Raw genomic sequence first — 23,679 nt, 5'->3', positions numbered from 1 at the left:
GTTAATATAGAGGTGACATCATATTTAAGGGGGAAATCGCATGACAAAGTACATAGGATATGTCGGAACATATACAAAAGGCGGAAGCGAAGGGATTTATTCATTTGAGCTTGATACCGAGAAAAAAACACTCAGCGAGCCAAAGCTTGCCGCTAAGCTGGGCAACCCGACATATGTAACGCCGAATAAAGACAATACCATTCTTTATTCAATTGAAAAAGCAGACGGCCAAGGTGGTGTTGCTGCTTATCAAATCGATAAAAACAGCGGTGAATTAACATTTCTGAATCATCAGTTAATTGACGGCCCATCGCCATGCCATGTAAGCGTCGATGATCAAAATCAATTCGTACTGACAGCCAATTACCACAGCGGGAAGGTGCACGCTTTTCCGGTTCAGGAAGACGGAAGCTTGCAATCACCTGCTTCAGAAGCCGCTCACACAGGAAAAGGACCGCACGAAAGACAGGAAAAACCGCATACACACTACGCAGGGTTCACACCTGAACACAACTATGTCGTAGCCGTTGATCTAGGGACCGATAAGCTGTATATCTATAAGCTAAAAGACGGCGTATTGTCTGAATCCGGAAGCCATTCCTTTGCTCCCGGCGCAGGTCCTCGCCATATCGCTTTTCATCCGAAGGAAAAATACGCTTATGTGATGACAGAATTAAGCAATGAAGTGGTTGCACTTGAATACAATCCGACAGCCGGCGAATTTAGAGAAATTCAGGTTGTCTCTGCCATCCCTGATGATTTTACGGATAACAGCCAGGGAAGCGCAATTCATGTCACACAGGACGGCCGTTTTGTTTACGTCGCAAACCGCGGTCATGACAGTATCGCTGTATTTGAAGTGAATCAATATTCAGGCGAGCTGGCTTTCGTGGAAAGAGTTTCGACAGAAGGAAACTGGCCTCGGGACTTTGTTTTTGATCCAACGGAAGCGTTCCTTGTTGCTTCAAATGAAGAAACAGGCAACCTAGTCCTGTTTGAAAGAGACACAGAAACCGGCCGATTGACAGTCCTACCATCAACTGTTTCTGTCCCTTATCCGGTTTGTGTGAAATTTTTACATCAATTATAAAAGCAAAGACTGGCTCTTGAGCCAGTCTTTTTTTGATTATCTCACCTTTTCTGTCGTCTCAGCATTACGATACAAATGACAGGCGACAAATCGGCCCGCTTCGATTTCCTGAAGCTGAGGACGGGACTCCCCACATTCAGGCATCGCCTCCGGACAGCGGGTCCGAAACACGCAGCCGCTCGGCGGATTGACCGGGCTCGGCAGCTCCCCTTTTAAAAGGATGCGCTCACGCTTGTCCTCCAATTCAGGATCTGGAATCGGAATCGAGGATAAAAGCGCCTTTGTATAGGGATGCAGCGGTTCACGATACAGTGTTCCGCTCTCTGTAATTTCCATCATGTGCCCTAAGTACATAACACCGATCCTGTCACTGATATGCTTCACCATCGAAAGATCATGGGCAATAAATAAAAACGTGAGCCCTTTCTCTTTTTGAAGCCGCTTCAGCAGGTTGACCACCTGCGCTTGAACCGAGACATCAAGTGCAGAAATCGGTTCGTCTGCCACGATAAATTCAGGATTCAGCGAAAGTGCTCTGGCAATCCCAATTCGCTGTCTTTGTCCGCCGCTGAATTCATGGGGATAACGGCTGCCAAAATCGGGGTGCAGCCCCACTGCCTCAAGCAGCTCGTCCACGACGAGAAGCCGCGCTTTATGGGTATTGTAAAGGTGGTGAATTTCCATCGGCTCCAAAATGATTTCTCGAACGGTCATGCGCGGGTTAAGCGAAGCGTAAGGGTCCTGAAAAATCATCTGCAGCTTGCGGTTGAAGGCAAACTGCTCTTTCTCACTCAGTGCATGAAGGTTGGTGCCGCGGTATTTCACAATCCCTTCTGTCGGTTGATAAAGGCGCATCAGTACCCTCCCTAAGGTTGATTTCCCGCACCCTGATTCACCGACTAGCCCAAATGTTTCTCCTTCATGAATCTGAAAGGTGACCCCGTCGACGGCTTTGACTGTCCGCTTTTTCCCTGCGTCAAAATGCATTTTCAGCTGGCTGACCTCTAGCAGTGGTGTCATGTGTCTCCCTCCTCATTCTGAAAAACAGCGGCGTGCCGCACAAAGCTCTTTTTCATATTCTGTATTTTTCAGCGTGATGATTTCGATCGATTTCCCTGTCTTAGGAGAATGAAGCATTTTTCCGTCTCCTATGGACAGACCGACGTGATGAATTGCTCCTTTTCCTTCCTCATAAGCAAAAAACAACAGGTCACCGGCTTTCATATCATCAAGTGGGATTTCCTCCCCCGCCTTTGCCTGATCTCCTGCATCACGGGGGATGCGGTATCCATTGGCCTTAAATATACTGTACATAAACCCAGAGCAATCAAATCCAAACCCGCTGATCCCTCCCCACAGGTAAGGAAGCCCGAGAAAAAACGCTCCCGTTTGTATGATGTCTTCAGCAGTCCCTTTCTGTTCGCGGACAGGCACTGCATCAGTTTGCTTCACAAACCGTTCCCCAAAAACAGTCGAAACCTTAAAATATCCGTTTTCTTCTGCAATGAGGGGGAGAACCGTCAAAAAGCTCAGTTCAATCTCTTTTTCTCCATTGCTTCTGTACAAAAATGCAGCTGGTTTGCTGATCATGATATCGTTTTGTGTATGGATGGGACTTGTTTTTTTCAGCTGGTTCTTTTTCATCCATCCCGGATATCCGCGCGGATCCTTTCGGGATGGCTGGCTCGGCACGATCACTGAAACCCATTCACCCTGTTCTGCCGTCACCAGTACCTTTTCGCCAAAGAGACCCTGAGTTTGGATCACATTGTCTGTACATAATCCAAGCCGCTCATCATACGTCATGCGCTCCAGCCAGTCTCTGATCAATACGGTAGGACGAAGCATCGCTTGATCAGATGGTCGAGGTGAATCAGGCGCTGTCCAGATGTTAGCGACTGCTGATATGACAGTGTGCATCATAGCTCTTTTGCCCCTTTCAAAAGCGCAGCTCCGGTGATTCCGAGACCCGGTCTTCCAGGCATCGCAATCGTGCTGCCGCTGTATGTGATGCCGCCTTTGATGACATCTGTTTTCAGCATCAGCGGCGCGTCAAAATCAAAGCGTGTGATGTTTCTTTTGCTTGCCGCAAAATGCGCCGCGGCCGTAATGCCCAGCTTCGTTTCGATCATGCTGCCGACCATGCACTCCACTCCGCACGCCTCTGCCATGGCATTGATTTTCTCTGCTCCGCTGATGCCGCCCGCTTTCATCAACTTAATATTGATCAAGTCAGCGCTCCGGGTTTGAAGAACGTCGAACGCCTGCCGCGGCGTGAACACACTTTCGTCGGCCATAATCGGTGTGTCTGTCGCATCTGTCACCTTTTTAAGCCCAGCGATATCATCTTTATGGACAGGCTGCTCGACCAGCTCAATGCCAAGACCGGCATCCTCCATTTTCCGAATGGCTGTTACTGCTTCCTTTGGCGTCCACCCCTGATTAGCGTCTAATCGAAGTTTCACGGCTGATCCGACACGTTTTCTAATTTCCTGAATACGGGCGATATCTGTTGTGATATCATCTTTGCCGACCTTTATTTTCAGCGTTTGAAAGCCTTGTTTGAGATAATTCTCGGCATCCGCTGCCATCTCTTCAGGTGAGTTGACACTGACGGTATAATCTGTTTCCAGCGTATCTCGGTATCCGCCGAGCATTTGATAAAGCGGGAGTCCGCACATCTGCGCCCAGCCGTCGTATACCGCCATTTCTACAGCCGCCTTAGCACTCTGGTTTCCTGTAAGGAGATGCTGGATGTCGTGCAGAATGGCCTCACAGCCAGACAGGCTTTTTCCAAGCAGTGCCGGCTTCAAGACATTGTGAATTGCACTTTCAATGCTATCCATGCTGTCTCCTGTAATCACTATCGTCGGAGGCGCTTCCCCCCATCCGATCGCGCCGCTGTCATAAGTGATCCTTACAATGACAGATTCAGCCGTATGCACAGTGCGTAGCGCGGTTTTAAACGGCTTTGTCAGCGGTACGGCGATTCGGTTTGTTTCTATTCGAGTGATTTTCATGTCTTCAGCGCCCCTTCTGAAACGCCCGCCTCGATGACGACTGTTTTTTGTGCTGTATTCATTGCAGCTTGCGCACCGATCGGAATGGCGAAACTCGGTGAGCAGTGGCCGATTTTAAATCCTCTCAGAGCAGGCTTGCCTGCTGATACAATATAGTCATCAAGCACCTGCTCAAGCGACAGAGATTTCTCCCTCTTCACCGGGACACAGTTGTGAAAATCACAAACAAGAATTCCGGCTGCGTCAGTCAGTTTCCCTGCCATTTTCAGCTGATTCAGCATCCGATCGATTTGATACGGCTCCTCGTCTATATCTTCAATAAACAGAAGCTTCCCTCTCGTATCAATTTCAAACGGTGTACCCAGCGTAGATGTCAGTAAAGAGAGATTTCCTCCGACAAGCTCACCTTCCGCTTTTCCGGGAACAAGCACGGTCAGCGGAGAAAGGTTCTCTGTATAAGTGAATTCCGTCTCTTGGAAGAGCTGCTCATACGACGCTTTTGTCAGTGGATGAACGTCGTCGAGGCCAATATCTGAGCTGAGCATCGGGCCATGGAAGGTGACAAGACCTGTGTTTTGATGGATGGCAGTATGTAAAAACGTAATATCGCTGTATCCCCAGAAGATTTTAGGATGTTTGCGGATTAAGCTGAAATCAATGCCGGCGGCGATACGTCCTGTCCCAAAACCCCCGCAAGCGCACAGCACTGCTTTTACCTCCTCGGCTATGAACATCTCATGCAGATCAGCCAGCCGCTCATCATCCTGTCCCGCTAAATAGCCGTGCTGGTTTTTTAGTGCCTTGCCCAATTTCACTTGAAGTCCGAGCTCTTTTAAAAATAAAAGCGCGGTGTCAAGCTTTTTTGGATCCGGCGGGCTTGCAGGCGCGATCACTCCGACTGTGTCACCCTTTTTCAGCGCTTTCGGCTTGTGATTCAACTGAATCACTCCTTTCATTTGCTCTGCACCCTACGTATACGTGCAAGAAAGAGAAAAAATACCGCTCCCTCGCATAAAGAAGCAGTATTTTCTCAATCGCCAGCGTTAGTTTTTATCTGCCCATTTTAAATCGATATAGCCGACAGGATGCCGGACGATCCCCTTTACATTTTCGTTTTGCAGGTTGACCTGATTATAGAAATAAACCGGAATGATCGGCGCTTCATTGATCAGCAGCTTTTCCGCTTGATGCATTAGGGAGAAACGCGTTTTTTCATCAGCTTCGTGTTTCGCCTGCTTGATCAGCTGATCGTATTCTTTATTGGCCCAGCCTGTGCGGTTCATCGAATTTCCTGTTTGGAAGGCTTCGAGAAAACTGATAGGGTCCGCGTAGTCAGGCAAAAATGAGCTTTGAGAGAATTGGAATTTCAGCGCTTTTTGATCCTCTAAAAATACATTCCATTCCATATTGGCCAGCTTCACATCGACTCCAAGAGTATTTTTCAATTTTTGCTGGATCGCCTCGGCAATCTTTTTATGCTCCGGCTTTGTGCTGTAAGTAAGAGTAATCGCAGGAAGTTTATCATAGTTTTCTTCCTTCATGCCCTTTTCCAGCAGCTGCTTCGCTTTGTTTTCATTTGGCGTGACCAGGTCTCCGCCCGCTTCACGGAAATCCTTGCCGTCAGGCTGCGTAAATCCAGGCGATACAAAGGCGTGCGCCGGTTTTTCGTTATTTTTCGTGACGTACTTTACAATTTCCTCTTGATCGACAGCCATCGCAAAGGCTTTTCTGATGTTTTCATTTTGGAACGGCTCCATGTTCACATTAAACCGGTAGAAATAGAGGCCGGCCTGGTCAACAATGCTGACGTTGTCCTGATCCAGCAGCTGATCGCTTAACTCAGCAGGGACATAAGCGGTATCCAGTTCCCCAGACTGAAACATCTGGTAATCTGTATTTCTGTCACTGACCATCGCCCATTTCACCTTATCAAGCTTCACGGTATCTTTATCCCAATACGTGTCGCTTTTCTCCATTGTGATGCTGTCATCATGCTTCCATTCCGTCAGCTTAAACGGACCGTTCCCGACAAATGTATCGGCCTCAGCAAACCACTTTGGATTTTCTTTATCAACCTTTTCGTTTACTGGAAAATACGCTGGATTGGACACGACGCTGAGAAAATATTTTTGCGGTGCTTCAAGCGTTACTTCAAGGGTTCGATCATCCTTTGCCGTCACCTTCACATCGTCTTTTTTTCCTTTCCCGCTGTTATACGCTTCGCCGCCTTCAATAAAATAGCCGAGAAACGCAGATGAAGCGCCTTTTTTCGGATCAAGCATCCGTTTCCACGCGTATTCAAAGTCTCCAGCCGTTACCGGATCTCCGTTGGTCCATTTCGCATTTTCCCGAATCGTAAATGTGTAGGTTTTTTTATCTTTTGATACAGACCACTTTTCCGCCATTGCAGGCTCGGGCTCATTCTCTTTGCCAAGACGCGTCAGCCCTTCCATGATGTTATTTAACGGCTGCCACGACACATTATTAAAACCGATTGGCGGATCGAACGAAGTCGGTTCATTTTCGTTATTTAAATACAGCACCTTTTCCCCGCTTGTTTTTGCCTTATCATTACCGCTTTCTTTTCCAGCTTGTTCGTTTGCTGTACATCCCATCAGCGCAAATGAAAGTCCTAATGCAAGGCCCACACCCCATAGCTTTTTTACTCGTTTCATCCTCTTCCCCCTTTTCATGATCAATCCTTCGCACCTCCCGACAGCATCGCATGTTCGGCCCGCTGATCTTGCAGCCAGCAGTTGACGGTGTGCGTGTCAGATCTGATGGTCTGGGCCGGGTATACCCTGTCACACACGATCATCCTGTTCGGACAGCGGGCGGCAAACGGGCAGCCTGGCGGAGGTGAAAATAAATCCGGCGGCGTTCCGTCAATCGGAATCAGCTCCGCGCCATCCATATCCAACCGCGGGACAGAGTTCAGCAGCCCTTTTGTATAAGGGTGCTGCGGCTGATAAAAAATATCTTTTCTCGTGCCGATCTCCGCCATTTTCCCGGCATACATAACTGCGACTCTGTCAGCAACCTGGGCAACGACCCCTAAATCGTGTGTAATCAGAATGACAGACACATTCGTTTTTCTCTGAATCTCTTTAAACAGCTCCAAAATCTGTGCCTGAATGGTCACGTCAAGAGCGGTGGTCGGTTCATCTGCGATTAAAATATCAGGCTCGCAAATCAGTGCCATCGCAATGACAATCCGCTGTCTCATGCCGCCGCTGAACTGGTGGGGATACTGCTTCAGACGCTCTTCGGGATCGGGAATGCCGACCAATGACAGCATGGAAAGCACCTCTTCCCTCGCCGCCTTTTTGCTCATGTTTTTATGGCGGAGGAGCGCTTCCCCCAGCTGGTCTCCGACAGTCAGCGTCGGGTTTAACGCCGTCATCGGGTCTTGAAAAATCATAGAAATGTCGGCTCCCCTTATGCTTCTCATTGCTTTGTCAGAAAGACGGCAAAGGTCCTTGTTTTTAAATAGGATGCTGCCGTCCGTCACTTTCGCCGAATAGGGCGGAAGCAAGCCCATAATGCTTTGAGAGGTAACGCTTTTGCCGCAGCCGGATTCGCCGACAATTGCAAAGGTTTCACCTTGATACAAATCAAAGCTCACCCCTCTGACCGCCTGAACCGTCCCGCCGTAAGTCGTAAAAGAAACGTGCAGATTTTTGACTGACAGAACTTTTTCCATACAGCTACCTCCTCAGCTTAGGGTCGAGGGCATCCTGCAATCCGTCTCCAAGCACATTAAACGCATACATCGTCAAGGAGATGAAAAAGGCCGGAAAAAACAGGCGCCACCAATGCCCAGACAAAATCGTAGGCAGACCGTCATTCGCCATCACACCCCAGCTGGCAAACGGAGCCTGTATGCCGAGGCCAAGGAAGCTTAAAAATGATTCTGCGAATATAGCGGCAGGTACGGTTAATGTCATTTGTACGATAATCGCTCCCATTGTATTCGGCAGCAGATTTTTCCGGATAATGCGAAAGGTTTTCGCACCAAAGGTTTTCGAAGCGAGTACATATTCATAATTTTTAATCTGAAGCACCTGGCCTCTTACAATTCTCGCCATGCCGACCCATCCGGTCACAGTCAGCGCCACAACAATGGTCCCCAGTCCCGGCCCCATCAGCACCATCAGCAAAATGACAACAAGGAGATACGGCAGCCCATACAGCACTTCGATAATCCGCATCATGATGCTGTCAGTCCTGCCGCCTTTATAGCCGGCAACGCCTCCATAAATGACACCGATCACAAAATCAATTAACGCTGCCATCACTCCGACAAATAACGAAATCCTCGCTCCATACCATGTTCGGGTAAACACATCCCGGCCGAGCTCATCGGTGCCAAACCAATGATCGGCTGAGGGCGGAAGATTTTGCTCGGTCAGCGATTGGCGCGCGACACTATGGGGCGATAAAAAGGGACCGATAACTGCCATGACAAAAAGAAATAAAAGAATAAAAAGTCCAGCCATCGCTAATTTATTTTTCTTCAGCCTCCTCCAGGCATCCTGCGTGTATGACAAACTCGGCCGCTTGACCGAATCGGCTTCTCGATTGTTTTCCTTGTTCGAGGCAAACCACTCATCCGGCACCTGAATGTGCTGCTCTGGCTGGCGTTCATCCGTTTGTACAGGGAGATTCACACGCTTCACCCTTTCTTATGCAGTTTAATGCGCGGGTCCAGCAGACCATAGGCCAAATCGACCAAAAACAGCATGATGATCAGAATGACGCTGTAGAAAACGGTCGTTCCCATAATCACGGGATAGTCCCGCTGATTAATGCTTTCAACAAAATATTTTCCCATTCCCGGAATAGCAAAGATTTTTTCAATGACAAAGCTTCCTGTTAAGATGCTGGCAACGAGTGTGCCCAGTACAGTAATGACGGGCATGAGTGCATTTCTGAGTGCGTGTTTTACGATAATTTTGAACGGAGAAAGCCCTTTTGCTTTTGCTGTGCGGATATAATCCTGTGTCAGGACTTCGACCATGCTTGACCTTGTGAGCCTTGCAATAATTGCCATCGGCCCTACGGCAAGCGCTGCGGTCGGAAGCACCATATGGATCGGGCTCGTCCATGTGGCAGCGGGAAATAGTTTGAGATTGACGGCAAACTGCTGAATCAGCAATGTTGCCAGAATAAAATTCGGGATGGAGATGCCGAGTACCGCGAGACTCATCGCAGCGTAGTCCAAAAAGCCATTGCGGCGGAGCGCCGCGATTACGCCCAGCACGAGCCCAGAGATCACGGCAATGACAATCGCTGTCATTCCAAGCTCAAAGGAAACGGGAAATCCGCGTTCCAGCATATCATTTACGCTGTCTGACGGTTTTTTAATTGAAGGTCCGAAATCGAATGTAATGATGGATTTTAGGTAGATGATGTATTGGAAAATGAGAGGATCGTCTAAGTGATAGTAGGCTTCGAGATTTTTTTGAACGGCTTCATTTGTGCCTCTCTCCTCGTTAAAAGGAGATCCGGGAATGACCTTCATGAGAACAAAAGTCAGAGTGGTAATTACCAAAATCGTAGCTGCCATTGCCCAAAAACGCTTCATCATGTATCGCGCCAAAGCCTCAACACCCCTTTAGCAGAATGATGTCCGCATCGCAAGCTCAGTCATGACAAGCATCGCCCGATAGGCTTCAAGCATGTCCTTCGCCTGAAATTGAACGGTTGTGGTTCCCGGCTTTATTTCAGTTCCCGGCATCAGATTCGCCCATTCTGCCTGGCCGTAATTGGCGAACTCAATGCTCAGAACCGGTCTGTCAGGCGGTGTGAGCGGTTTGACTTTGTCCTTGTTTTGCAGGGCAAATGCGGTTTTTTCTGTCAGCAGCCTGCCGGCTTTCGCAGGTGACAAGCACTTCACTGCTGATCTTGAAATGGTTTGTTTGACAGCTGCTGTCGTAACATTCGGAATGAGCTCTTCCGCTTCCTTTGCCGCCCGGTCATCTCCGGCTACCATTAATACCGGGACATCATAATAACCGGCAACGTATGCATTTAACCCAAGCTCACCGACAGGCCGATCGTTTATGTAAAAATGCCGGACGCCGAAAATCATGCTGTGTGACATCACACCGGGAGTCGAGGCTCTCGCATGATAACCGAGAAACAAAGCGCCTGTAAACGTATCGTCCAGCCCCTCTACCATTGAAAATGGTTTGACGTCACCGGAAATCAAATCGGCTTCAGGGTGAAGCTTTTCAACCATTAGATTATTCATCTTCGAATGGCTGTCATTGACCAGCACCTCGGTACACCCGCTGTTAAATGCTTCGGCAATACAGTAGTTTGCTTCTTCAGTCATGATAAGCCGTCCGCGTTCATAATTGCGCTTGCCGGAATCCACAAAGGTATCGTCCGGAAGACCCGAAATACCTTCCATATCTACTGACATGTACAGTTTCATAACGCTCCTCCTTTTTTACTAAATTATGAATATTCTAACAAATTATATTAAAAAAAGAGGAAAAATGCAATATAGCTGGAGAAAATCACAACGATTCAATGATAAAAAAGAATCCTCTTTCAAGGATTCAGGTCTGTATCTCTGCCTGTTCTGTAAGCAGTTCATATTTTTTCAAGGTTCTTTCAAACACCTCATCAAAAACGTCCGGCACAGAAGCGCGTATCACCTCAGCTCCCTCTCCGGTAATTCCGCCTTTCGTCGCGACACGTTCCAGCGTTTCCTCGAAAGACATCTTCTTTTCGATCAGCAGCTTGCCAGTTCCGTATAGTGAATGAATCAGAAAATCAAAGGCTTCTTCTTTGGACAGGCTGCTGTTTCTGACCGCAGACAGCGCCAGTTCTTCGAAGACTGCTGCTATGAAGCCAGGTGCCGAGCTCGTTAAATTGCTGGCGGCATCCAAATTCGATTCTTGGATTTCCCGTACACGGCTGAAAACCGATAACAGTTCATTCAGACGTTCTTTTTTATCTGCTGTCAGCGCTTCACTGTGAACGACAAGCGAGATGCCCGCTTCTGCTTCGGATGTAATGGCAGGAATGAAACGTGATATACCAGCTTCCGTTTCAGCCTCCAAAAGACGCAGCGGCACACCGGCGGCAATAGATACGATATGCGTATTCCTGTTCACATACGGGTGCAGACGGCGCAGTGTTTCAATAACATTTAGCGGCGGGACACATATAAACATCAAACGGCACGTTTTCGCCCAGTTCTCGAGCGAATCAGCTGATACATTTGGATAATCTGACATCAGCGCCTGCAGCCGCTCCCCCTTCGTTCTTGTTTCAATAAAGAGCTCATGCTCCTTGATTTGTTCATGCTTCAACAGCTGCCTGGCGATCATATCGGCCATGCTGCCATATCCAATCAATCCAATCTGTACCATCAACTCAGTCCTTTCGTATACAATATGAAGTGTACCGTTTTCCGCACTTTTTCACAATTTCCCATAATCTTTTCATTTTTATCCCACAGTTTTTGTTTATGATAAACTCAAGTCATAAACCTATCATAATCAAATAGAAATTAGTGAAAATAGAGAAACGGAGTGAACATGATGGATAACTATCGAGACGAAAACAGAACGGAAGGTAATGAGAGTGAGGTCTTTCTAGCAAAAGAGAACGATAGCACCTCCTACTCAGCCCGCAATGTCATTCATGATCAGGAGAAGAAAAAACGAGGGTTCGGATGGTTCAGACCGCTGCTTGGCGGTGTGATCGGCGGCAGTCTCGCCCTTGGCATTTACACGTTTACACCACTTGGCGACCATGATTCTCAGGACACTGCAAAACAATCATCCAGCCAGCAGCAAACGCAATCGGTTACAGCTAAAAGCACGTCCTCTGAATCTGGCAAAAGCTCGTCAAGCTCAAGCAGCTCATCTGCATTCAAGAGCGAGGATTCTTCTAAAATCTCAGATATGGTGGAAAACATTTCACCGGCGATTGTCGGTATTACAAATCTTCAGGCTCAGTCAAACAGCTCTTTGTTCGGCTCTAGTTCACCTGGTTCAAGCGAAGATACAGAAAGCGGTTCAGGATCTGGTGTCATTTTCAAAAAAGAGAACGGTAAGGCTTATATCATTACGAATAACCACGTTGTAGAAGGGGCAACTTCACTGAAGGTATCTTTATATGACGGCACTGAGGTGACAGCAAAGCTGGTAGGCAGTGACTCGTTAACGGATTTAGCGGTCCTTCAAATCAGTGATGACCACGTAACAAAAGTGGCAAGCTTCGGTGATTCATCTGATCTCAGAACAGGCGAGACCGTCATTGCGATTGGAGATCCGCTCGGAAAAGACCTGTCCCGCACAGTAACACAGGGAATTGTAAGTGGTGTGGACAGAACGGTTTCAATGTCAACATCAGCCGGTCAAACAAGCATTAACGTGATTCAAACTGACGCAGCGATTAACCCAGGTAACAGCGGCGGTCCATTGTTAAATACTTCCGGAAAAATTGTCGGCATTAACAGCATGAAAATCAGTGAAGATGATGTTGAGGGCATCGGATTTGCAATTCCAAGCAATGACGTAAAACCGATTGCAGAAGAATTGCTTTCTAAAGGTCAAATTGAACGCCCGTATATCGGTGTCAGCATGCTTGATTTAGCACAAGTGCCGCAAAACTACCAAGAAGGCACACTGGGCCTGTTCGGCAATCAGCTGAATAAGGGTGTTTACATCCGCGAGGTCGCTTCCGGCTCTCCTGCTGAAAAGGCTGGATTGAAAGCGGAGGATATTATCATCAGCCTGAAGGGCAAAGAAATCGATACAGGCAGTGAATTGCGCAATATCTTATATAAAGACGCAAACATCGGTGACACTGTTGAAGTGAAAATTCTCAGAAAAGGCAAAGAAATGACGAAAAAAATCAAACTCGATCAAAAAGAAGAAACCACTTCTTAAGAAAATAAAGCCTCAGACCGAAAAAGCGGTCTGAGGCTTTTTAGTGGACAAAAGACCTGTTTCTTTATGAAACTTTCTGCCGAGACATTCGTATATCATACAGACTGACATCACTCTAATCTGATACTTGAGGCACCGTTTGAGAAGGAGGGTTGAACATGAAAACCGTGGGATTGAGCATGATCTGCGCAGGATTGGCTTTTCTGCTGCTGAGCTTTCTACTTCCTGAATCAACATTGGTGTGGGGAGTTATAATGGGTGCCAGTATTCTATTAAACATAACTGGTACGGCTCTAATCATGCGTTTGTTAAAAGCCCCTCAATATAACAGCTGACATGCAGCAAAGCCTAAGACGAAAGCTTTTAGGCTCTGCCTTTTTATTTCAGCATGCCTGAACCGCAGTGCAAGTTCACAATCTCTTATATCCATAAATCGATCAGCATCTTTTCCTTTGATCATCGCGCAGAATATAAAAAAACCCCTGTCCGTTACAGACAGGGGTTTCAGGTTATGACATATGCTGGTCTCTATAGAGTCTTTTATTTTCAATTCCATACGATTTCTGCACGATGTAAAGCGGCCTGTCTTTAGCTTCATCGTAGATTCTGCCGATATATTCGCCGATCATGCCGAGAATTAGAAGAACGATGCCGCTGAACAGAAGCTGGATTACAATAAGGGATGACCAGCCCGTAATCGTGCTGTCTGTGAATAGCTTCAGGTACAGCACGATAAACATATACAGAAATCCCGCACCTGACACTAACATCCCCGCGTAGCTTGCCAGCTTCAGCGGTTTGTGTGAAAATGTCGTGATGCCATCCATTGAAAGCTTCAGCATTTTCTTCAGCGGGTACTTTGTTTCTCCGGCAAGCCTTTCATCACGTACGTACTCGACCGCTGTCTGTTTGAAGCCCACCCAGCTGACGAGCCCTCTGACAAAAGGATTTTTTTCTTTTAATCTCTTCATTTCATCACAGACTTTTCTGTCCATGAGGCGGAAATCCCCCGTATCAATCGGGATATCAATATCGGTCATGCTGCTGAGAAGCCGGTAAAACATAGCCGCAGTTTGTTTTTTGAAAAAGGTTTCCCCTTTTCGTTTTGTCCGTACGGCGTACACGACCTCGTAGCCTTCCTTCCACTTTTCAATCATATCTAAAATTAGTTCAGGAGGGTCCTGCAAATCGGCGTCAATGACGACGATTGCATTCCCCTGTGCGTAATCCATCCCCGCTGTAATGGCGATCTGGTGCCCAAAGTTCCTTGAAAAATCAATGATTTTCACTCTCGGATCGATCAGGCTGTGTTCTCTTAAAATCTCAATACTGCGATCTTTGCTTCCATCATTGACAAAAAGCAGCTCGTAGTTTTCCTTCGTTTGATCCATGACCTCTTTTAAGCGCTGATAGGTTTCATGAATGACAAGCTCTTCGTTATACACGGGTACAACAACTGAATATTGAATATGTCTGCTCATGTTTTTTCCTCCTATTCATCAGCATTTAGTTCGTATAATGTAGCTGACTGATTCATTCCGCCAGGTCCGCCGCCCATTTGGCTGTTTTCGCCTGAAGACTCGCTATTGCTTGATGTATCAGCCGAATCAGTATTTTCTGTTTTCTGATCAGATGATGATTGTTGATTAGAACTTGATTGCCATTTATCTGAAGACACTTCTTTCCCATTTTTCTCAACCCATTCAACAATGTCATTGTTTCCGCCTCTTCCCATTCCAGAAGCCAAGAAGTATTTCACTTTCCCTTCTTTTACAAGTTTTTTGAATTGAGTCAGCGTGATAGCCGGGTCAGATCCGCTGAACCCGCCAATAGCCATGACAGCTTTTTTCGTATTAATAATATATGGCGCCGCTGTGTTCGAGTCGGTTGTGGCGAATAGGTATTCAGCTCCAGCGTTATTCTCCTCTAAATATTTGATCAGTTTTTCATTTACAGTTGCATCAGACATTCCCATGCCTTTTCCGCTCATGGATGCGAGCTGAGGACCTGTTTCAGGCTGTGAGCTGTTGCCCCCGTACAGAAGCGGTGTGCTTGCCCAATAAATCGGCATCACGAGCAATGCGAGAAGAGCTGCAAGTGATACATAATAACTGATCGGTTTTTGGCGCTGTTTGAACAGCAGCAAAGCAATCGCTGACACCACGCCGATAACACCTACACCGATGCTCCAGCCTGCTCCGATTTGATCGTTGTAGTTTCTGAGAATAAACAATTCAAACCCTGTTGTCGCAATAATCGTTACCGGCAGAAGCCAGGATTTCCAGCCTGTCTGATTGCGGTACAGGTGAACAAGGGCAACCCATCCCGCACCGACAAGAGCGGCAATCGGCGGTGCCAGCATAATGAGATAATAATGATGGAAAAATTCTGCGACACTGAAGAATCCGGCAATCGGTACAAGCCATGCAACCCAGAACACCGTTTCCTTCTGCTCTGCAGATAATCTTCTTCTTTCTCTCGCGCCTGCGATCAGTAAGCCTGCAATTCCAAAAATCGCAAATGGTATTAGCCAGCTGATTTGATCAGATAATTCTTGTTGGAAAAGCCGCAGCGGACCAGGTGTTCCCGTTCCGAACATTCCTGAACCTGATTGCATTTTCGAGCCGGTTCCTGTACCGCTTTTCCCTCCGTCTCCGCCAGGGCCGCCACTTGGAGGGCCGACTTGACCGCCGCTTGGCATTTGACCATTTGATGGAGGTGCCGTCATATTGCCATTTGATGATTTGTCATTACTTGATGAACTGCTGCTTGATGACTGATTAGGCGGTGCTTGATTTTGTGTTGAATTGTTATCTGAGGAAGACATTTCTTTTGAAGCGTCTCCGTTTGGTCCGCCCTGACCGCCGCCGGAATTTTGGCCTGTCAGCCGCTGAATCCCGTTATAGCCGAAAGCCAATTCCAAAACAGAGTTTGTCTGGCTGCTTCCGATATAAGGCCGCTTGCTTGCAGGGATATTGTCAACAATGAGTGGCCATGATAATGAAACGGCTGCTAATACGGCTAAAGCACTTACCAAGGAAATGATTTTTTTCTTTATTGTGGCGTTTGCCGCAATCAGATAGAACAATAAGAAGGCCGGTAAAATCATATAAGCTTGCAGCATTTTTGTATTGAAACCTACTCCAACGATGAAAAATGCTGCTAACAGCCAGATCAGCTTTCCTTTTCTGATGGCTTTAAAGAGAAGCCATGTGGCAAGTAATAAGAAAAATACCAGTAATGCATCAACATTGTTTGTACGTGCTACAGCTACAGCAATCGGTGTACATGCCATAACAAATGAGGCAATGCGCGCCGCTGTTTTTCCGAATGTCGGCTTAATCAGCAAGTACATAAGAAGGACTGAACCTACACCTGCTAATGCCTGATGCAGAATGACGCTCCACCCATGCATACCAAAAATCAATGCGCTGATCGTTTGGATTTGGTACGTAATAGGCGGTTTATCAACTGTTATAAAACCGGCAGCATCGAACGAAGCATAAAAGAAATTATGAAAGCTTTGCATCATACTGGTAACTGCCGCGGTGTAATAAGGATTCACCGTGTCGTCCTTCCAAATGTTATAGATATTTAAAAATGCAGATGCGAGCAAAATGAGAATGAGGACGATATCCAGCTCGCGTTTTTTCTTTTCCACTTGTTTTTCACTCCTTTTTGTCTAACTTTGAAATAGTGTAACAAGCAAATATGAATAAACTATTAATAAACAAAGACAATATTTTTGCCAAGACCATTTCATGCCAATCGTCCATATATACAACGGGTTTTAAGCCATTTCTCCCAATCGGTATCTGATATTTCCTCTCCAACAATCCATCCTATCTATGTCAAAATTTATTATGATCATAAAAAAGCCTTCCGGCAGCGCCGGAAGGCAAATCAATCACAATTTAGTGTATCGGTTTCAATTTTGCTTCAATCTCAGCTCTGCGGTGCTCAAGGTATGGCGGAAGAGCGATTGTCTGGCCAAGCTCATCAAGGTTTTCATCAACCATAAAGCCCGGTCCGTCTGTTGATAATTCGAACAAAATGCCGTTCGGCTCTCTGAAATACAGCGCTTTGAAGTAGTAGCGTTCAACGATGCCGGAATTGCTATAGCCTTCCCGGCTGATGATCTGGTGCCACCCGGCAAGTTCTTCTTCATCTCTTACCCGAAACGCAACATGGTGAACACTTCCTTTGCCTTGACGCTCTCGGGGAAGATCGTTTCTTTCTATTAAATGGATTTCCGTTGCCGCACCACCTTCTCCAGATTCCAAAATGACGGCAGTTCCTTGTCCTTCGACTGTTTCACGGCTGATTTCTGTAAATCCAAGAATGTTCGTCAATACGTGTAAGGTTGGTTCAGCGTATGGAACAGTCAGCTCAACCGGCCCTAATCCGCGAAACGAAAATTCTTCCGGAATGCCGCTCTGTTTAACAGGCAGACCATAGCCTTTTCCTTTCTCATCAGCAGTCAGCACAAGGCGCTGTCCTTCATGATCTTGGAATGCCAATATGTCACGTCCGGCTCTTTGGGCGATGCCGCTATGCTCCACCTCATGCTCTTCAAAACGTTCTTTCCAGTAATGCAGGGCTTCTGTGCTTGGAACGCGCAAACCAATAGAAGAAATACTGTTTGTTCCTGCATGAAACGGTGCAATGCGGGGGATCTCGAAAAACGTCAGCTCAGTTCCCGGATTTGCCACTTCATCTCCGTAGAACAGATGGTACATTGTCGGTTCATCCTGGTTGACGGATTTTTTGACGAGCTTTAATCCTAATACTTTCTTATAGAAATCTAAGTTTTTTTGTGCGTCGGCCGTTAATGCTGACACGTGGTGAATCCCGTTGACTTTCATATACTGTCCCTCCAGGTCATTTTATCTCGATTTCGAGATATTATATCATAGTTGTATATTTATTGTTCTAATTACAAGGTATTTTATTCGCATGGGAAAGTCAACATATCAGCTTCGACGAAGGTTCGTTATTTTGCTGGGTTCTCATCACATCCTCTTTTTCGGTTAAAACCTGCTCGAAAAACACGAACTTTCCAAGTATAGAGTCACACATTCATTCGTTTATCACTTATTAAATTAGGTCTTTTCACAGGTTTATCAATCAACACAAAGCAAATATCGAAAATCAGAAAATTTATTTTATTTCACTTTTCTAAAATAGGGTTTACAATATGAAAAATAGATTCTTCATTTTGAAGCTGCAATATTATAGGAGGTTAAGGACATGCATACTGAAGACAACGGTTTGAAAAAAGAGATAGGCCTCTTGTTTGCCCTTACTCTTGTCATCGGAACCATTATCGGTTCAGGTGTTTTTATGAAGCCTGGAGCTGTGCTCGCTTATTCAGGTGATTCAAAGACAGCACTTTTCGCCTGGCTGTTAGGCGGTATTTTAACGTTGGCAGGCGGCTTGACAATCGCGGAAATCGGAACGCAGATTCCAAAAACCGGCGGACTCTATACGTACCTTGAAGAAGTGTATGGCGAGTTTTGGGGATTTTTGTGCGGCTGGGTACAGATTATCATTTACGGTCCGGCAATTATCGGTGCGCTGGGTTTATATTTTGGATCTTTAATGGCGAATCTTTTCGGCTGGGGATCTGGACTATCAAAAGTAATTGGAATTATAGCAGTTCTCTTTTTATGCGTCATTAATATTATCGGTACAAAATACGGCGGCTTTGTCCAAACGCTGACAACGATCGGAAAGCTGATTCCGATTGCATGCATCATCATCTTTGGTCTTTGGAAAGGCGATCAGCACATCTTCACAGCAGTAAACGAAAGCATTTCCGATATGAACTTCGGGGCAGCTATTTTGGCTACGTTGTTTGCTTACGACGGATGGATTCTTCTGGCCGCACTCGGCGGAGAAATGAAAAACCCCGAAAAGCTGCTGCCACGTGCAATGACGGGCGGATTATTAATCGTAACAGCCATCTATATTTTCATTAATTTTGCATTGCTTCACATCCTGTCTGCGAACGAAATTGTCACACTTGGCGAAAATGCGACAAGCACTGCTGCCACCATGCTGTTCGGGTCAATTGGCGGAAAGCTGATCAGTGTCGGGATTATTGTCAGCATCTTCGGCTGCTTAAACGGAAAGGTCCTTTCTTTTCCGCGTGTGTCATTTGCGATGGCGGAACGCAAACAGCTTCCATTTGCTGAAAAACTGTCACATGTGCACCCGACGTTCCGCACACCATGGATTGCGATATCCTTCCAAATTGCCGTGTCTTTGATTATGATGCTGATCAGCAACCCTGATAAGCTCTCTGAAATCTCTATTTTCATGATCTACATTTTTTATGTGATGGCCTTTTTTGCGGTGTTTATCCTCCGCAAGCAAACAAAGGGAGAAAAGCGCGCCTACAGTGTTCCGCTTTACCCATTCATGCCGATTTTGGCCATCGCAGGCTCACTCTTTGTGTTAGGCAGCACACTCATCACAGATACACTGAGCTGCGGATTATCCATCCTCATCGGCCTTGCCGGACTGCCTGTTTATTATGGGATGAAAAAACGAAAAGCAAGCTGATAAAACGGTTCCCTTGTTTAGGGAACCGTTTTTTGGTGAAACAGAAGATAAAAGTTGACAGGAAAAACACAACTTTTGATATACTTTTTACGTTAAGCAGAAAGGTTTTGCAAACTTGAGTCGTTTTTTTGAACCGAAGTAGGTCAAAATAAGTGGACATGATTTGCCGAAAAAGTCAAGCCGTGTTTTTTTCGACTTTACCTGTTTTTTTTCGACAAAAGGCTATATAATAATTTGATGTGTGCATTGTCTCATTCAAACTATGGAGGGTTTTTAATGATAAGAAGAAAAAAAGATAAGTTCTCACTCCTTTTAACAGAAATCGCAAAAAATATAGACGAAACTGCCGAATATTTTGTGAACTTTAAGGTCACAAACCAAACGACGCTTAAAGAATTCGCTGATACATTAAAGGAATATGAAACAAAAGGTGACAATCATGTTCATGTCATGATTAAAGAGCTTAACAAAGCGTTCATCACTCCTATTGAACGCGAAGATATCCTTCAGCTGACAAACAGCCTGGATGATGTGCTTGACGGAATCGAACATTTCTCTGCCATGATGGAGATTTTCTCGATTACTTCATCAGACGAGCATATCGATAAATTCAGCGGATACATCAGAGAATGTGCCAAAGAAATTTTAATTACAATTGAGCTGCTGGCAGAAAACCGCTTAAAGGATATTCAGCCTCACGCAATCAAAATTAAAGAGTATGAGCACAGCTGTGACAACCTGCACAGAAAATCATTAAAGAATCTTTTCGGAAATGAAACAGATCCGATCAAAGTGATTCAATATCGTGAAATTTACGAAACGCTTGAAGAAATTGCCGACTCTTGCCAAAGTGTTGCCAATAATCTTGAAACCATTATTATGAAAAACGCGTAACGAGGGGTAAAAATGGATATTCTATTCATATTAACGATACTAATAGTCATTTGTGCTCTGGCGTTTGATTTCATCAACGGGTTTCACGATACGGCGAACGCAATTGCAACTTCGGTATCGACAAAAGCGCTGAAACCGCGCCATGCTATTATAATGGCAGCTGTGATGAACTTTATCGGAGCAATGACATTTACAGGTGTTGCTAAAACCATTACGAAAGACATTGTAGACCCTTATACATTAGAAAATGGCTCTGTCGTAATTTTGGCTGCGTTAATCGCTGCGATTGCCTGGAACCTGATCACATGGTACTACGGCATCCCAAGCAGCTCATCCCATGCCATCATCGGAGCTATTGCCGGTGCCGCCATTGCGTCAGCCGGATTTGCTGCGTTAAATTATAAGGGATTCATTAAAATCATTGAAGCACTGATCTTTTCACCAATTATTGCCTTTGTCCTTGGGTTTATTCTTTACAGCATTGTCAAGCTGATTTTTAAAGACAGCAATTTGGCGAAAACGAACAAGCAATTCCGCAGAGTGCAGATTGTAACAGCTGCTCTGCAATCGTATACACATGGAACAAATGATGCGCAAAAAGCAATGGGAATTATCACAATGGCTCTCATCACAGCGAATTTACATACTTCTTCTAACGATATTCCAACCTGGGTGCAATTCGCCTGCGCGACAGCCATGGGTCTCGGAACATCAATCGGCGGCTGGAAAATCATCAAAACCGTTGGCGGAAAGATCATGAAAATTCGTCCGGTAAACGGTGTTTCTGCTGACTTAACCGGTGCAGCTATTATTTTCGGCGCTACATTTATTCATTTGCCGGTCAGTACAACCCACGTCATTTCTTCATCAATCCTTGGCGTCGGTGCGTCACACCGGGTAAAAGGCGTAAACTGGGGTACGGCCAAGCGAATGCTCATTACATGGGTCATCACGCTTCCGATTTCAGCGACACTTGGTGCCATCGCCTACTTTATTTTAAATATGATTTTTTAATGTTACACCGCTTCTGTCAAAGGAGCGGTTTTTTTTATGGAACAGGAAAACCAGCCGTACCTCGCGAATACAATAAGCAGAACCTATTTCAGATGTGAGGGATTGATGTATGCTTTTATTCTTTCAGATCATGGTCTGGTGCATCATGGCCGGATTGGGCTTATACGTGTATGCCACGTGGCGTTTCGAAGCGAAGGTCAAAGAAAAAATGTCCGCCATCCGGAAAACATGGTATTTGCTGTTTGTTCTGGGCGCTATGGTATACTGGACATATGATTCCTCTTCCCTGTTTACTCACTGGGAACGGTATCTCATTGTCGCCGTCAGTTTTGCTTTAATTGACGCTTTCATCTTTTTAAGCGCGTACGTCAAAAAACTGGCCGGCAGCGAACTGGAAACAGACACAAGAGAAATCCTCGAAGAAAATAACGAAATGCTCCACATGTATCTCAATCGGCTGAAAACATACCAATACCTATTGAAAAACGAACCGATCCACGTTTATTATGGAAGTATAGAAGCATATGCTGAAGGTATTGATAAACTGCTGAAAACCTATGCCGATAAAATGAGCTTAACCGCCTCCCTCTGTCACTATTCGACACAGGCTGATAAAGACCGGTTAACCGAGCATATGGACGATCCGGCAGACGTGCAAACTCGGCTTGATCGAAAGGATGTTTATTACGACCAATACGGAAAAGTGGTTCTCATCCCTTTTACCATCGAGACACAGAGTTACGTCATCAAGCTGACGTCTGACAGCATAGTCACGGAATTTGATTATTTGCTATTCACATCATTAACGAGCATATATGATTTGGTGCTGCCAATTGAGGAGGAAGGTGAAGGATAATGGAACGCGCATTTCAAAACGGATGCGAGCCCCGAGCGGCGAAGCCGTTTAAAATCCTGAAAAAACGTTCAACTACCAGTGTCGCAAGCTATCAAGTCAGTCCGCATACAGCAAGAATCTTCAAAGAAAACGAACGGCTGATTGACGAGTATAAACGAAAAAAAGCATGATCACACTAAAAGGACAAGAGAAAACAGCTCTTGTCCTTATTCCTTTTCTAATAAGGGGTACATATAATAAAACAAACAGAGGATATTGTCAGGTGATATAGTGAAAAAATTGGTGAGGCGTGTGAAGTTTGTTGATTACGGAAGGTTTGGTCTTTCCGTATATTCGCTCCGGGTGAGGGAGCGGAGTGCAGGGATTTTAAAAAAATTGAAGAAGAAAAAATAAATCCCGGAGTTTCTCCGGGATTTTTCGTCAGCTTAATTGCGCTGCGATTTTCGCTTTAGTCGCAGGCCCGTAAATACCGTCTGCGGGTAGACCGTTAACGGACTGAAAACGCGCAACTGCATCAGCTGTTTTCGGTCCGTAAATGCCGTCTATTCCATTGTTGACAGCGCCTTTATCAGGATAAAAATACAGAGCGGCCAATGCTCTTTGCACCTGAAAGACGTGTTCTCCTGAGGTGTAAGGAGTTGTCAGTTTGATAATGCCGTCGGGAAGCGGATAGAGTTCTGGTTCTTCAGCGTAAGATGGCGCACTTACAATTAATACTTGACCGACCTGAATGACATCCGGATCTTCGATATTGTTCCACTCTTGCAGTTGAGCAACAGTAACACCAAACGCTCTTGCTATGGATGTAAGCGTGTCACCTTGTTTCACAACGTAAGTTTGGCTGCCGCCTCCCCCAATTCCTGCTTTAAATATGTCCCACGTATCCAACAGTCTGCGCGGACATTCCTTCCCAGACCAATACTTATGAGGGACGACATTGGCGAGGCTGATATTGTGTTCAGCCATTAATGTTTTGATGAGCCACTGGGCATTTACTGTTGCTTGCGCAAAATCTCCATCTGCATTTTCACAAATTTCAATTCCGATAGAAGCCCGGTTGCCGCTGCCGTTCCCGTCTCCCGCATGCCAGCCGTTTTCATTTAAAGGCAGATGCTGATAAATTTCTGTATCATCAACTGTAAAATGCCAGCTTGTCGCCGTATCTGGATTTTTCAAATAACGGGCATGAGCCTCGGCATCCGCTCCTACTGCGGTATTCGCTGTATTGTGCACCGTAATGTAAAGCGGCGTCATTGCGTAGCCTGGACGATTATTTGCACCGACTGGAATAAAATCTTGAATAATGTTTACCATTTACATCTC

General features: G+C 45.8%; 24 protein-coding genes. 9 read left to right on the top strand and 15 right to left on the bottom strand.

The window, feature by feature from the left end; genetic code table 11:
• Positions 1-40 precede the first annotated feature (40 nt).
• Entirely contained in the window at positions 41-1,090 is a 1,050-nt protein-coding gene (gene pgl / locus AC4CV5_RS07595; protein WP_166853490.1) for a 6-phosphogluconolactonase, read from the top strand.
• Between the two features lie 36 nt (positions 1,091-1,126).
• Here pgl and AC4CV5_RS07590 read toward each other — a convergent pair whose 3' ends face one another.
• The 10 genes from AC4CV5_RS07590 to proG form a co-directional block, all read right to left on the bottom strand.
• Complete coding sequence (locus tag AC4CV5_RS07590) at positions 1,127-2,110, bottom strand: ABC transporter ATP-binding protein (protein ID WP_166853492.1); 984 nt, start codon at positions 2,108-2,110, stop codon at positions 1,127-1,129.
• A gap of 12 nt (positions 2,111-2,122) precedes the next feature.
• Positions 2,123-3,013, bottom strand: coding sequence for a gamma-D-glutamyl-L-lysine dipeptidyl-peptidase (gene eepC / locus AC4CV5_RS07585; RefSeq protein WP_248602648.1), 891 nt, complete (start codon positions 3,011-3,013; stop codon positions 2,123-2,125).
• Complete coding sequence (gene ykfB / locus AC4CV5_RS07580; RefSeq protein WP_222142677.1) at positions 3,010-4,110, bottom strand: dipeptide epimerase; 1,101 nt, start codon at positions 4,108-4,110, stop codon at positions 3,010-3,012. Before ykfB ends, eepC begins: the two co-directional genes overlap by 4 nt.
• Positions 4,107-5,066 carry a S66 peptidase family protein gene (locus AC4CV5_RS07575; RefSeq protein ID WP_222142676.1) on the bottom strand — a complete coding sequence of 320 codons (960 nt, stop codon included), beginning with the start codon at positions 5,064-5,066 and terminating at the stop codon, positions 4,107-4,109. The genes ykfB and AC4CV5_RS07575 overlap by 4 nt, the downstream gene beginning before the upstream one ends.
• 87 nt (positions 5,067-5,153) lie before the next feature.
• A complete protein-coding gene (gene dppE / locus AC4CV5_RS07570) occupies positions 5,154-6,803 on the bottom strand; it encodes a dipeptide ABC transporter substrate-binding protein DppE (RefSeq protein ID WP_166854681.1) in 1,650 nt (549 codons plus the stop codon).
• A 2-nt stretch (positions 6,804-6,805) separates the two neighbouring features.
• Positions 6,806-7,813 carry a dipeptide ABC transporter ATP-binding subunit DppD gene (gene dppD / locus AC4CV5_RS07565; protein ID WP_166853500.1) on the bottom strand — a complete coding sequence of 336 codons (1,008 nt, stop codon included), beginning with the start codon at positions 7,811-7,813 and terminating at the stop codon, positions 6,806-6,808.
• 4 nt (positions 7,814-7,817) lie between these two features.
• Entirely contained in the window at positions 7,818-8,780 is a 963-nt protein-coding gene (dppC, locus tag AC4CV5_RS07560; protein WP_326220707.1) for a dipeptide ABC transporter permease DppC, read from the bottom strand.
• Positions 8,781-8,785: 5 nt separating this feature from the next.
• Positions 8,786-9,712, bottom strand: coding sequence for a dipeptide ABC transporter permease DppB (gene dppB, locus AC4CV5_RS07555; protein ID WP_003239083.1), 927 nt, complete (start codon positions 9,710-9,712; stop codon positions 8,786-8,788).
• A 15-nt stretch (positions 9,713-9,727) separates the two neighbouring features.
• Positions 9,728-10,552, bottom strand: a complete 825-nt coding sequence (gene dppA, locus AC4CV5_RS07550) for a D-aminopeptidase DppA (protein WP_326220708.1) — start codon at positions 10,550-10,552, stop codon at positions 9,728-9,730.
• Between the two features lie 127 nt (positions 10,553-10,679).
• Positions 10,680-11,498 (bottom strand): pyrroline-5-carboxylate reductase ProG, encoded by an 819-nt coding sequence (proG, locus tag AC4CV5_RS07545; RefSeq protein WP_490922379.1) that lies wholly within the window; start codon positions 11,496-11,498, stop codon positions 10,680-10,682.
• A 171-nt stretch (positions 11,499-11,669) separates the two neighbouring features.
• Here proG and htrA point away from each other — a divergent pair, with 171 nt between their 5' ends.
• Positions 11,670-13,025: a serine protease HtrA gene (htrA, locus tag AC4CV5_RS07540; RefSeq protein WP_490922378.1), complete on the top strand. Its 1,356-nt coding sequence runs from the start codon at positions 11,670-11,672 to the stop codon at positions 13,023-13,025.
• A 158-nt stretch (positions 13,026-13,183) separates the two neighbouring features.
• Entirely contained in the window at positions 13,184-13,360 is a 177-nt protein-coding gene (locus tag AC4CV5_RS07535; RefSeq protein ID WP_222142671.1) for a hypothetical protein, read from the top strand.
• Positions 13,361-13,534: 174 nt separating this feature from the next.
• On the opposite strand, the gene AC4CV5_RS07530 is transcribed toward AC4CV5_RS07535, so the two are convergent.
• From AC4CV5_RS07530 to AC4CV5_RS07515, 4 genes are all read right to left on the bottom strand, one after another.
• A complete protein-coding gene (locus AC4CV5_RS07530; RefSeq protein ID WP_490922377.1) occupies positions 13,535-14,506 on the bottom strand; it encodes a glycosyltransferase family 2 protein in 972 nt (323 codons plus the stop codon).
• Between the two features lie 11 nt (positions 14,507-14,517).
• On the bottom strand, positions 14,518-16,686 hold the full coding sequence (locus AC4CV5_RS07525) for a glycosyltransferase family 39 protein (protein ID WP_490922376.1): 2,169 nt from the start codon (positions 16,684-16,686) through the stop codon (positions 14,518-14,520).
• A gap of 7 nt (positions 16,687-16,693) precedes the next feature.
• Positions 16,694-16,840: a hypothetical protein gene (locus AC4CV5_RS07520; RefSeq protein ID WP_490922710.1), complete on the bottom strand. Its 147-nt coding sequence runs from the start codon at positions 16,838-16,840 to the stop codon at positions 16,694-16,696.
• A 99-nt stretch (positions 16,841-16,939) separates the two neighbouring features.
• Positions 16,940-17,890 (bottom strand): ring-cleaving dioxygenase, encoded by a 951-nt coding sequence (locus AC4CV5_RS07515; protein ID WP_490922375.1) that lies wholly within the window; start codon positions 17,888-17,890, stop codon positions 16,940-16,942.
• A gap of 385 nt (positions 17,891-18,275) precedes the next feature.
• On the opposite strand from AC4CV5_RS07515, the gene steT reads away from it, so the two are divergent.
• From steT to spoIISC, 6 genes are all read left to right on the top strand, one after another.
• Positions 18,276-19,592 carry a serine/threonine exchanger gene (steT, locus tag AC4CV5_RS07510; protein ID WP_326220713.1) on the top strand — a complete coding sequence of 439 codons (1,317 nt, stop codon included), beginning with the start codon at positions 18,276-18,278 and terminating at the stop codon, positions 19,590-19,592.
• A gap of 276 nt (positions 19,593-19,868) precedes the next feature.
• Positions 19,869-20,486 carry a DUF47 domain-containing protein gene (locus tag AC4CV5_RS07505; protein ID WP_003218470.1) on the top strand — a complete coding sequence of 206 codons (618 nt, stop codon included), beginning with the start codon at positions 19,869-19,871 and terminating at the stop codon, positions 20,484-20,486.
• Positions 20,487-20,498: 12 nt separating this feature from the next.
• The gene (locus AC4CV5_RS07500; RefSeq protein WP_166853516.1) at positions 20,499-21,500 is read left to right on the top strand and encodes an inorganic phosphate transporter; all 1,002 of its coding nucleotides are present in this window, start codon (positions 20,499-20,501) and stop codon (positions 21,498-21,500) included.
• Between the two features lie 109 nt (positions 21,501-21,609).
• Complete coding sequence (gene spoIISA / locus AC4CV5_RS07495; protein WP_166853517.1) at positions 21,610-22,356, top strand: toxin-antitoxin-antitoxin system toxin SpoIISA; 747 nt, start codon at positions 21,610-21,612, stop codon at positions 22,354-22,356.
• Complete coding sequence (spoIISB, locus tag AC4CV5_RS07490; RefSeq protein WP_003239095.1) at positions 22,356-22,526, top strand: three component toxin-antitoxin-antitoxin system antitoxin SpoIISB; 171 nt, start codon at positions 22,356-22,358, stop codon at positions 22,524-22,526. Before spoIISA ends, spoIISB begins: the two co-directional genes overlap by 1 nt.
• Positions 22,527-22,611: 85 nt before the next feature.
• The gene (gene spoIISC, locus AC4CV5_RS07485) at positions 22,612-22,749 is read left to right on the top strand and encodes a three component toxin-antitoxin-antitoxin system antitoxin SpoIISC (RefSeq protein ID WP_248602642.1); all 138 of its coding nucleotides are present in this window, start codon (positions 22,612-22,614) and stop codon (positions 22,747-22,749) included.
• Between the two features lie 27 nt (positions 22,750-22,776).
• Here spoIISC and AC4CV5_RS07480 read toward each other — a convergent pair whose 3' ends face one another.
• On the bottom strand, positions 22,777-23,670 hold the full coding sequence (locus AC4CV5_RS07480; RefSeq protein WP_166853519.1) for an N-acetylmuramoyl-L-alanine amidase: 894 nt from the start codon (positions 23,668-23,670) through the stop codon (positions 22,777-22,779).
• Positions 23,671-23,679 lie beyond the last annotated feature (9 nt).

Source organism: Bacillus sp. NS1 (genome assembly GCF_058248265.1).
This window is presented reverse-complemented; position numbering and strand designations above follow the sequence as displayed.

Coding starts and splice junctions, on each gene's coding strand:
- proG (WP_490922379.1), bottom strand. CDS start 11,498: ATGGTACAGATTGGATTGATTGGATATGGCAGCATGGCCGATATGATC.
- AC4CV5_RS07530 (WP_490922377.1), bottom strand. CDS start 14,506: ATGAGCAGACATATTCAATATTCAGTTGTTGTACCCGTGTATAACGAA.
- ykfB (WP_222142677.1), bottom strand. CDS start 4,110: ATGAAAATCACTCGAATAGAAACAAACCGAATCGCCGTACCGCTGACA.
- spoIISA (WP_166853517.1), top strand. CDS start 21,610: ATGCTTTTATTCTTTCAGATCATGGTCTGGTGCATCATGGCCGGATTG.
- AC4CV5_RS07505 (WP_003218470.1), top strand. CDS start 19,869: ATGATAAGAAGAAAAAAAGATAAGTTCTCACTCCTTTTAACAGAAATC.
- dppE (WP_166854681.1), bottom strand. CDS start 6,803: ATGAAAAGGGGGAAGAGGATGAAACGAGTAAAAAAGCTATGGGGTGTG.
- AC4CV5_RS07500 (WP_166853516.1), top strand. CDS start 20,499: ATGGATATTCTATTCATATTAACGATACTAATAGTCATTTGTGCTCTG.
- spoIISB (WP_003239095.1), top strand. CDS start 22,356: ATGGAACGCGCATTTCAAAACGGATGCGAGCCCCGAGCGGCGAAGCCG.
- htrA (WP_490922378.1), top strand. CDS start 11,670: ATGGATAACTATCGAGACGAAAACAGAACGGAAGGTAATGAGAGTGAG.
- AC4CV5_RS07535 (WP_222142671.1), top strand. CDS start 13,184: ATGAAAACCGTGGGATTGAGCATGATCTGCGCAGGATTGGCTTTTCTG.
- AC4CV5_RS07590 (WP_166853492.1), bottom strand. CDS start 2,110: ATGACACCACTGCTAGAGGTCAGCCAGCTGAAAATGCATTTTGACGCA.
- eepC (WP_248602648.1), bottom strand. CDS start 3,013: ATGATGCACACTGTCATATCAGCAGTCGCTAACATCTGGACAGCGCCT.
- AC4CV5_RS07515 (WP_490922375.1), bottom strand. CDS start 17,890: ATGAAAGTCAACGGGATTCACCACGTGTCAGCATTAACGGCCGACGCA.
- AC4CV5_RS07575 (WP_222142676.1), bottom strand. CDS start 5,066: ATGAAAGGAGTGATTCAGTTGAATCACAAGCCGAAAGCGCTGAAAAAG.
- dppD (WP_166853500.1), bottom strand. CDS start 7,813: ATGGAAAAAGTTCTGTCAGTCAAAAATCTGCACGTTTCTTTTACGACT.
- pgl (WP_166853490.1), top strand. CDS start 41: ATGACAAAGTACATAGGATATGTCGGAACATATACAAAAGGCGGAAGC.
- steT (WP_326220713.1), top strand. CDS start 18,276: ATGCATACTGAAGACAACGGTTTGAAAAAAGAGATAGGCCTCTTGTTT.
- dppA (WP_326220708.1), bottom strand. CDS start 10,552: ATGAAACTGTACATGTCAGTAGATATGGAAGGTATTTCGGGTCTTCCG.
- AC4CV5_RS07480 (WP_166853519.1), bottom strand. CDS start 23,670: ATGGTAAACATTATTCAAGATTTTATTCCAGTCGGTGCAAATAATCGT.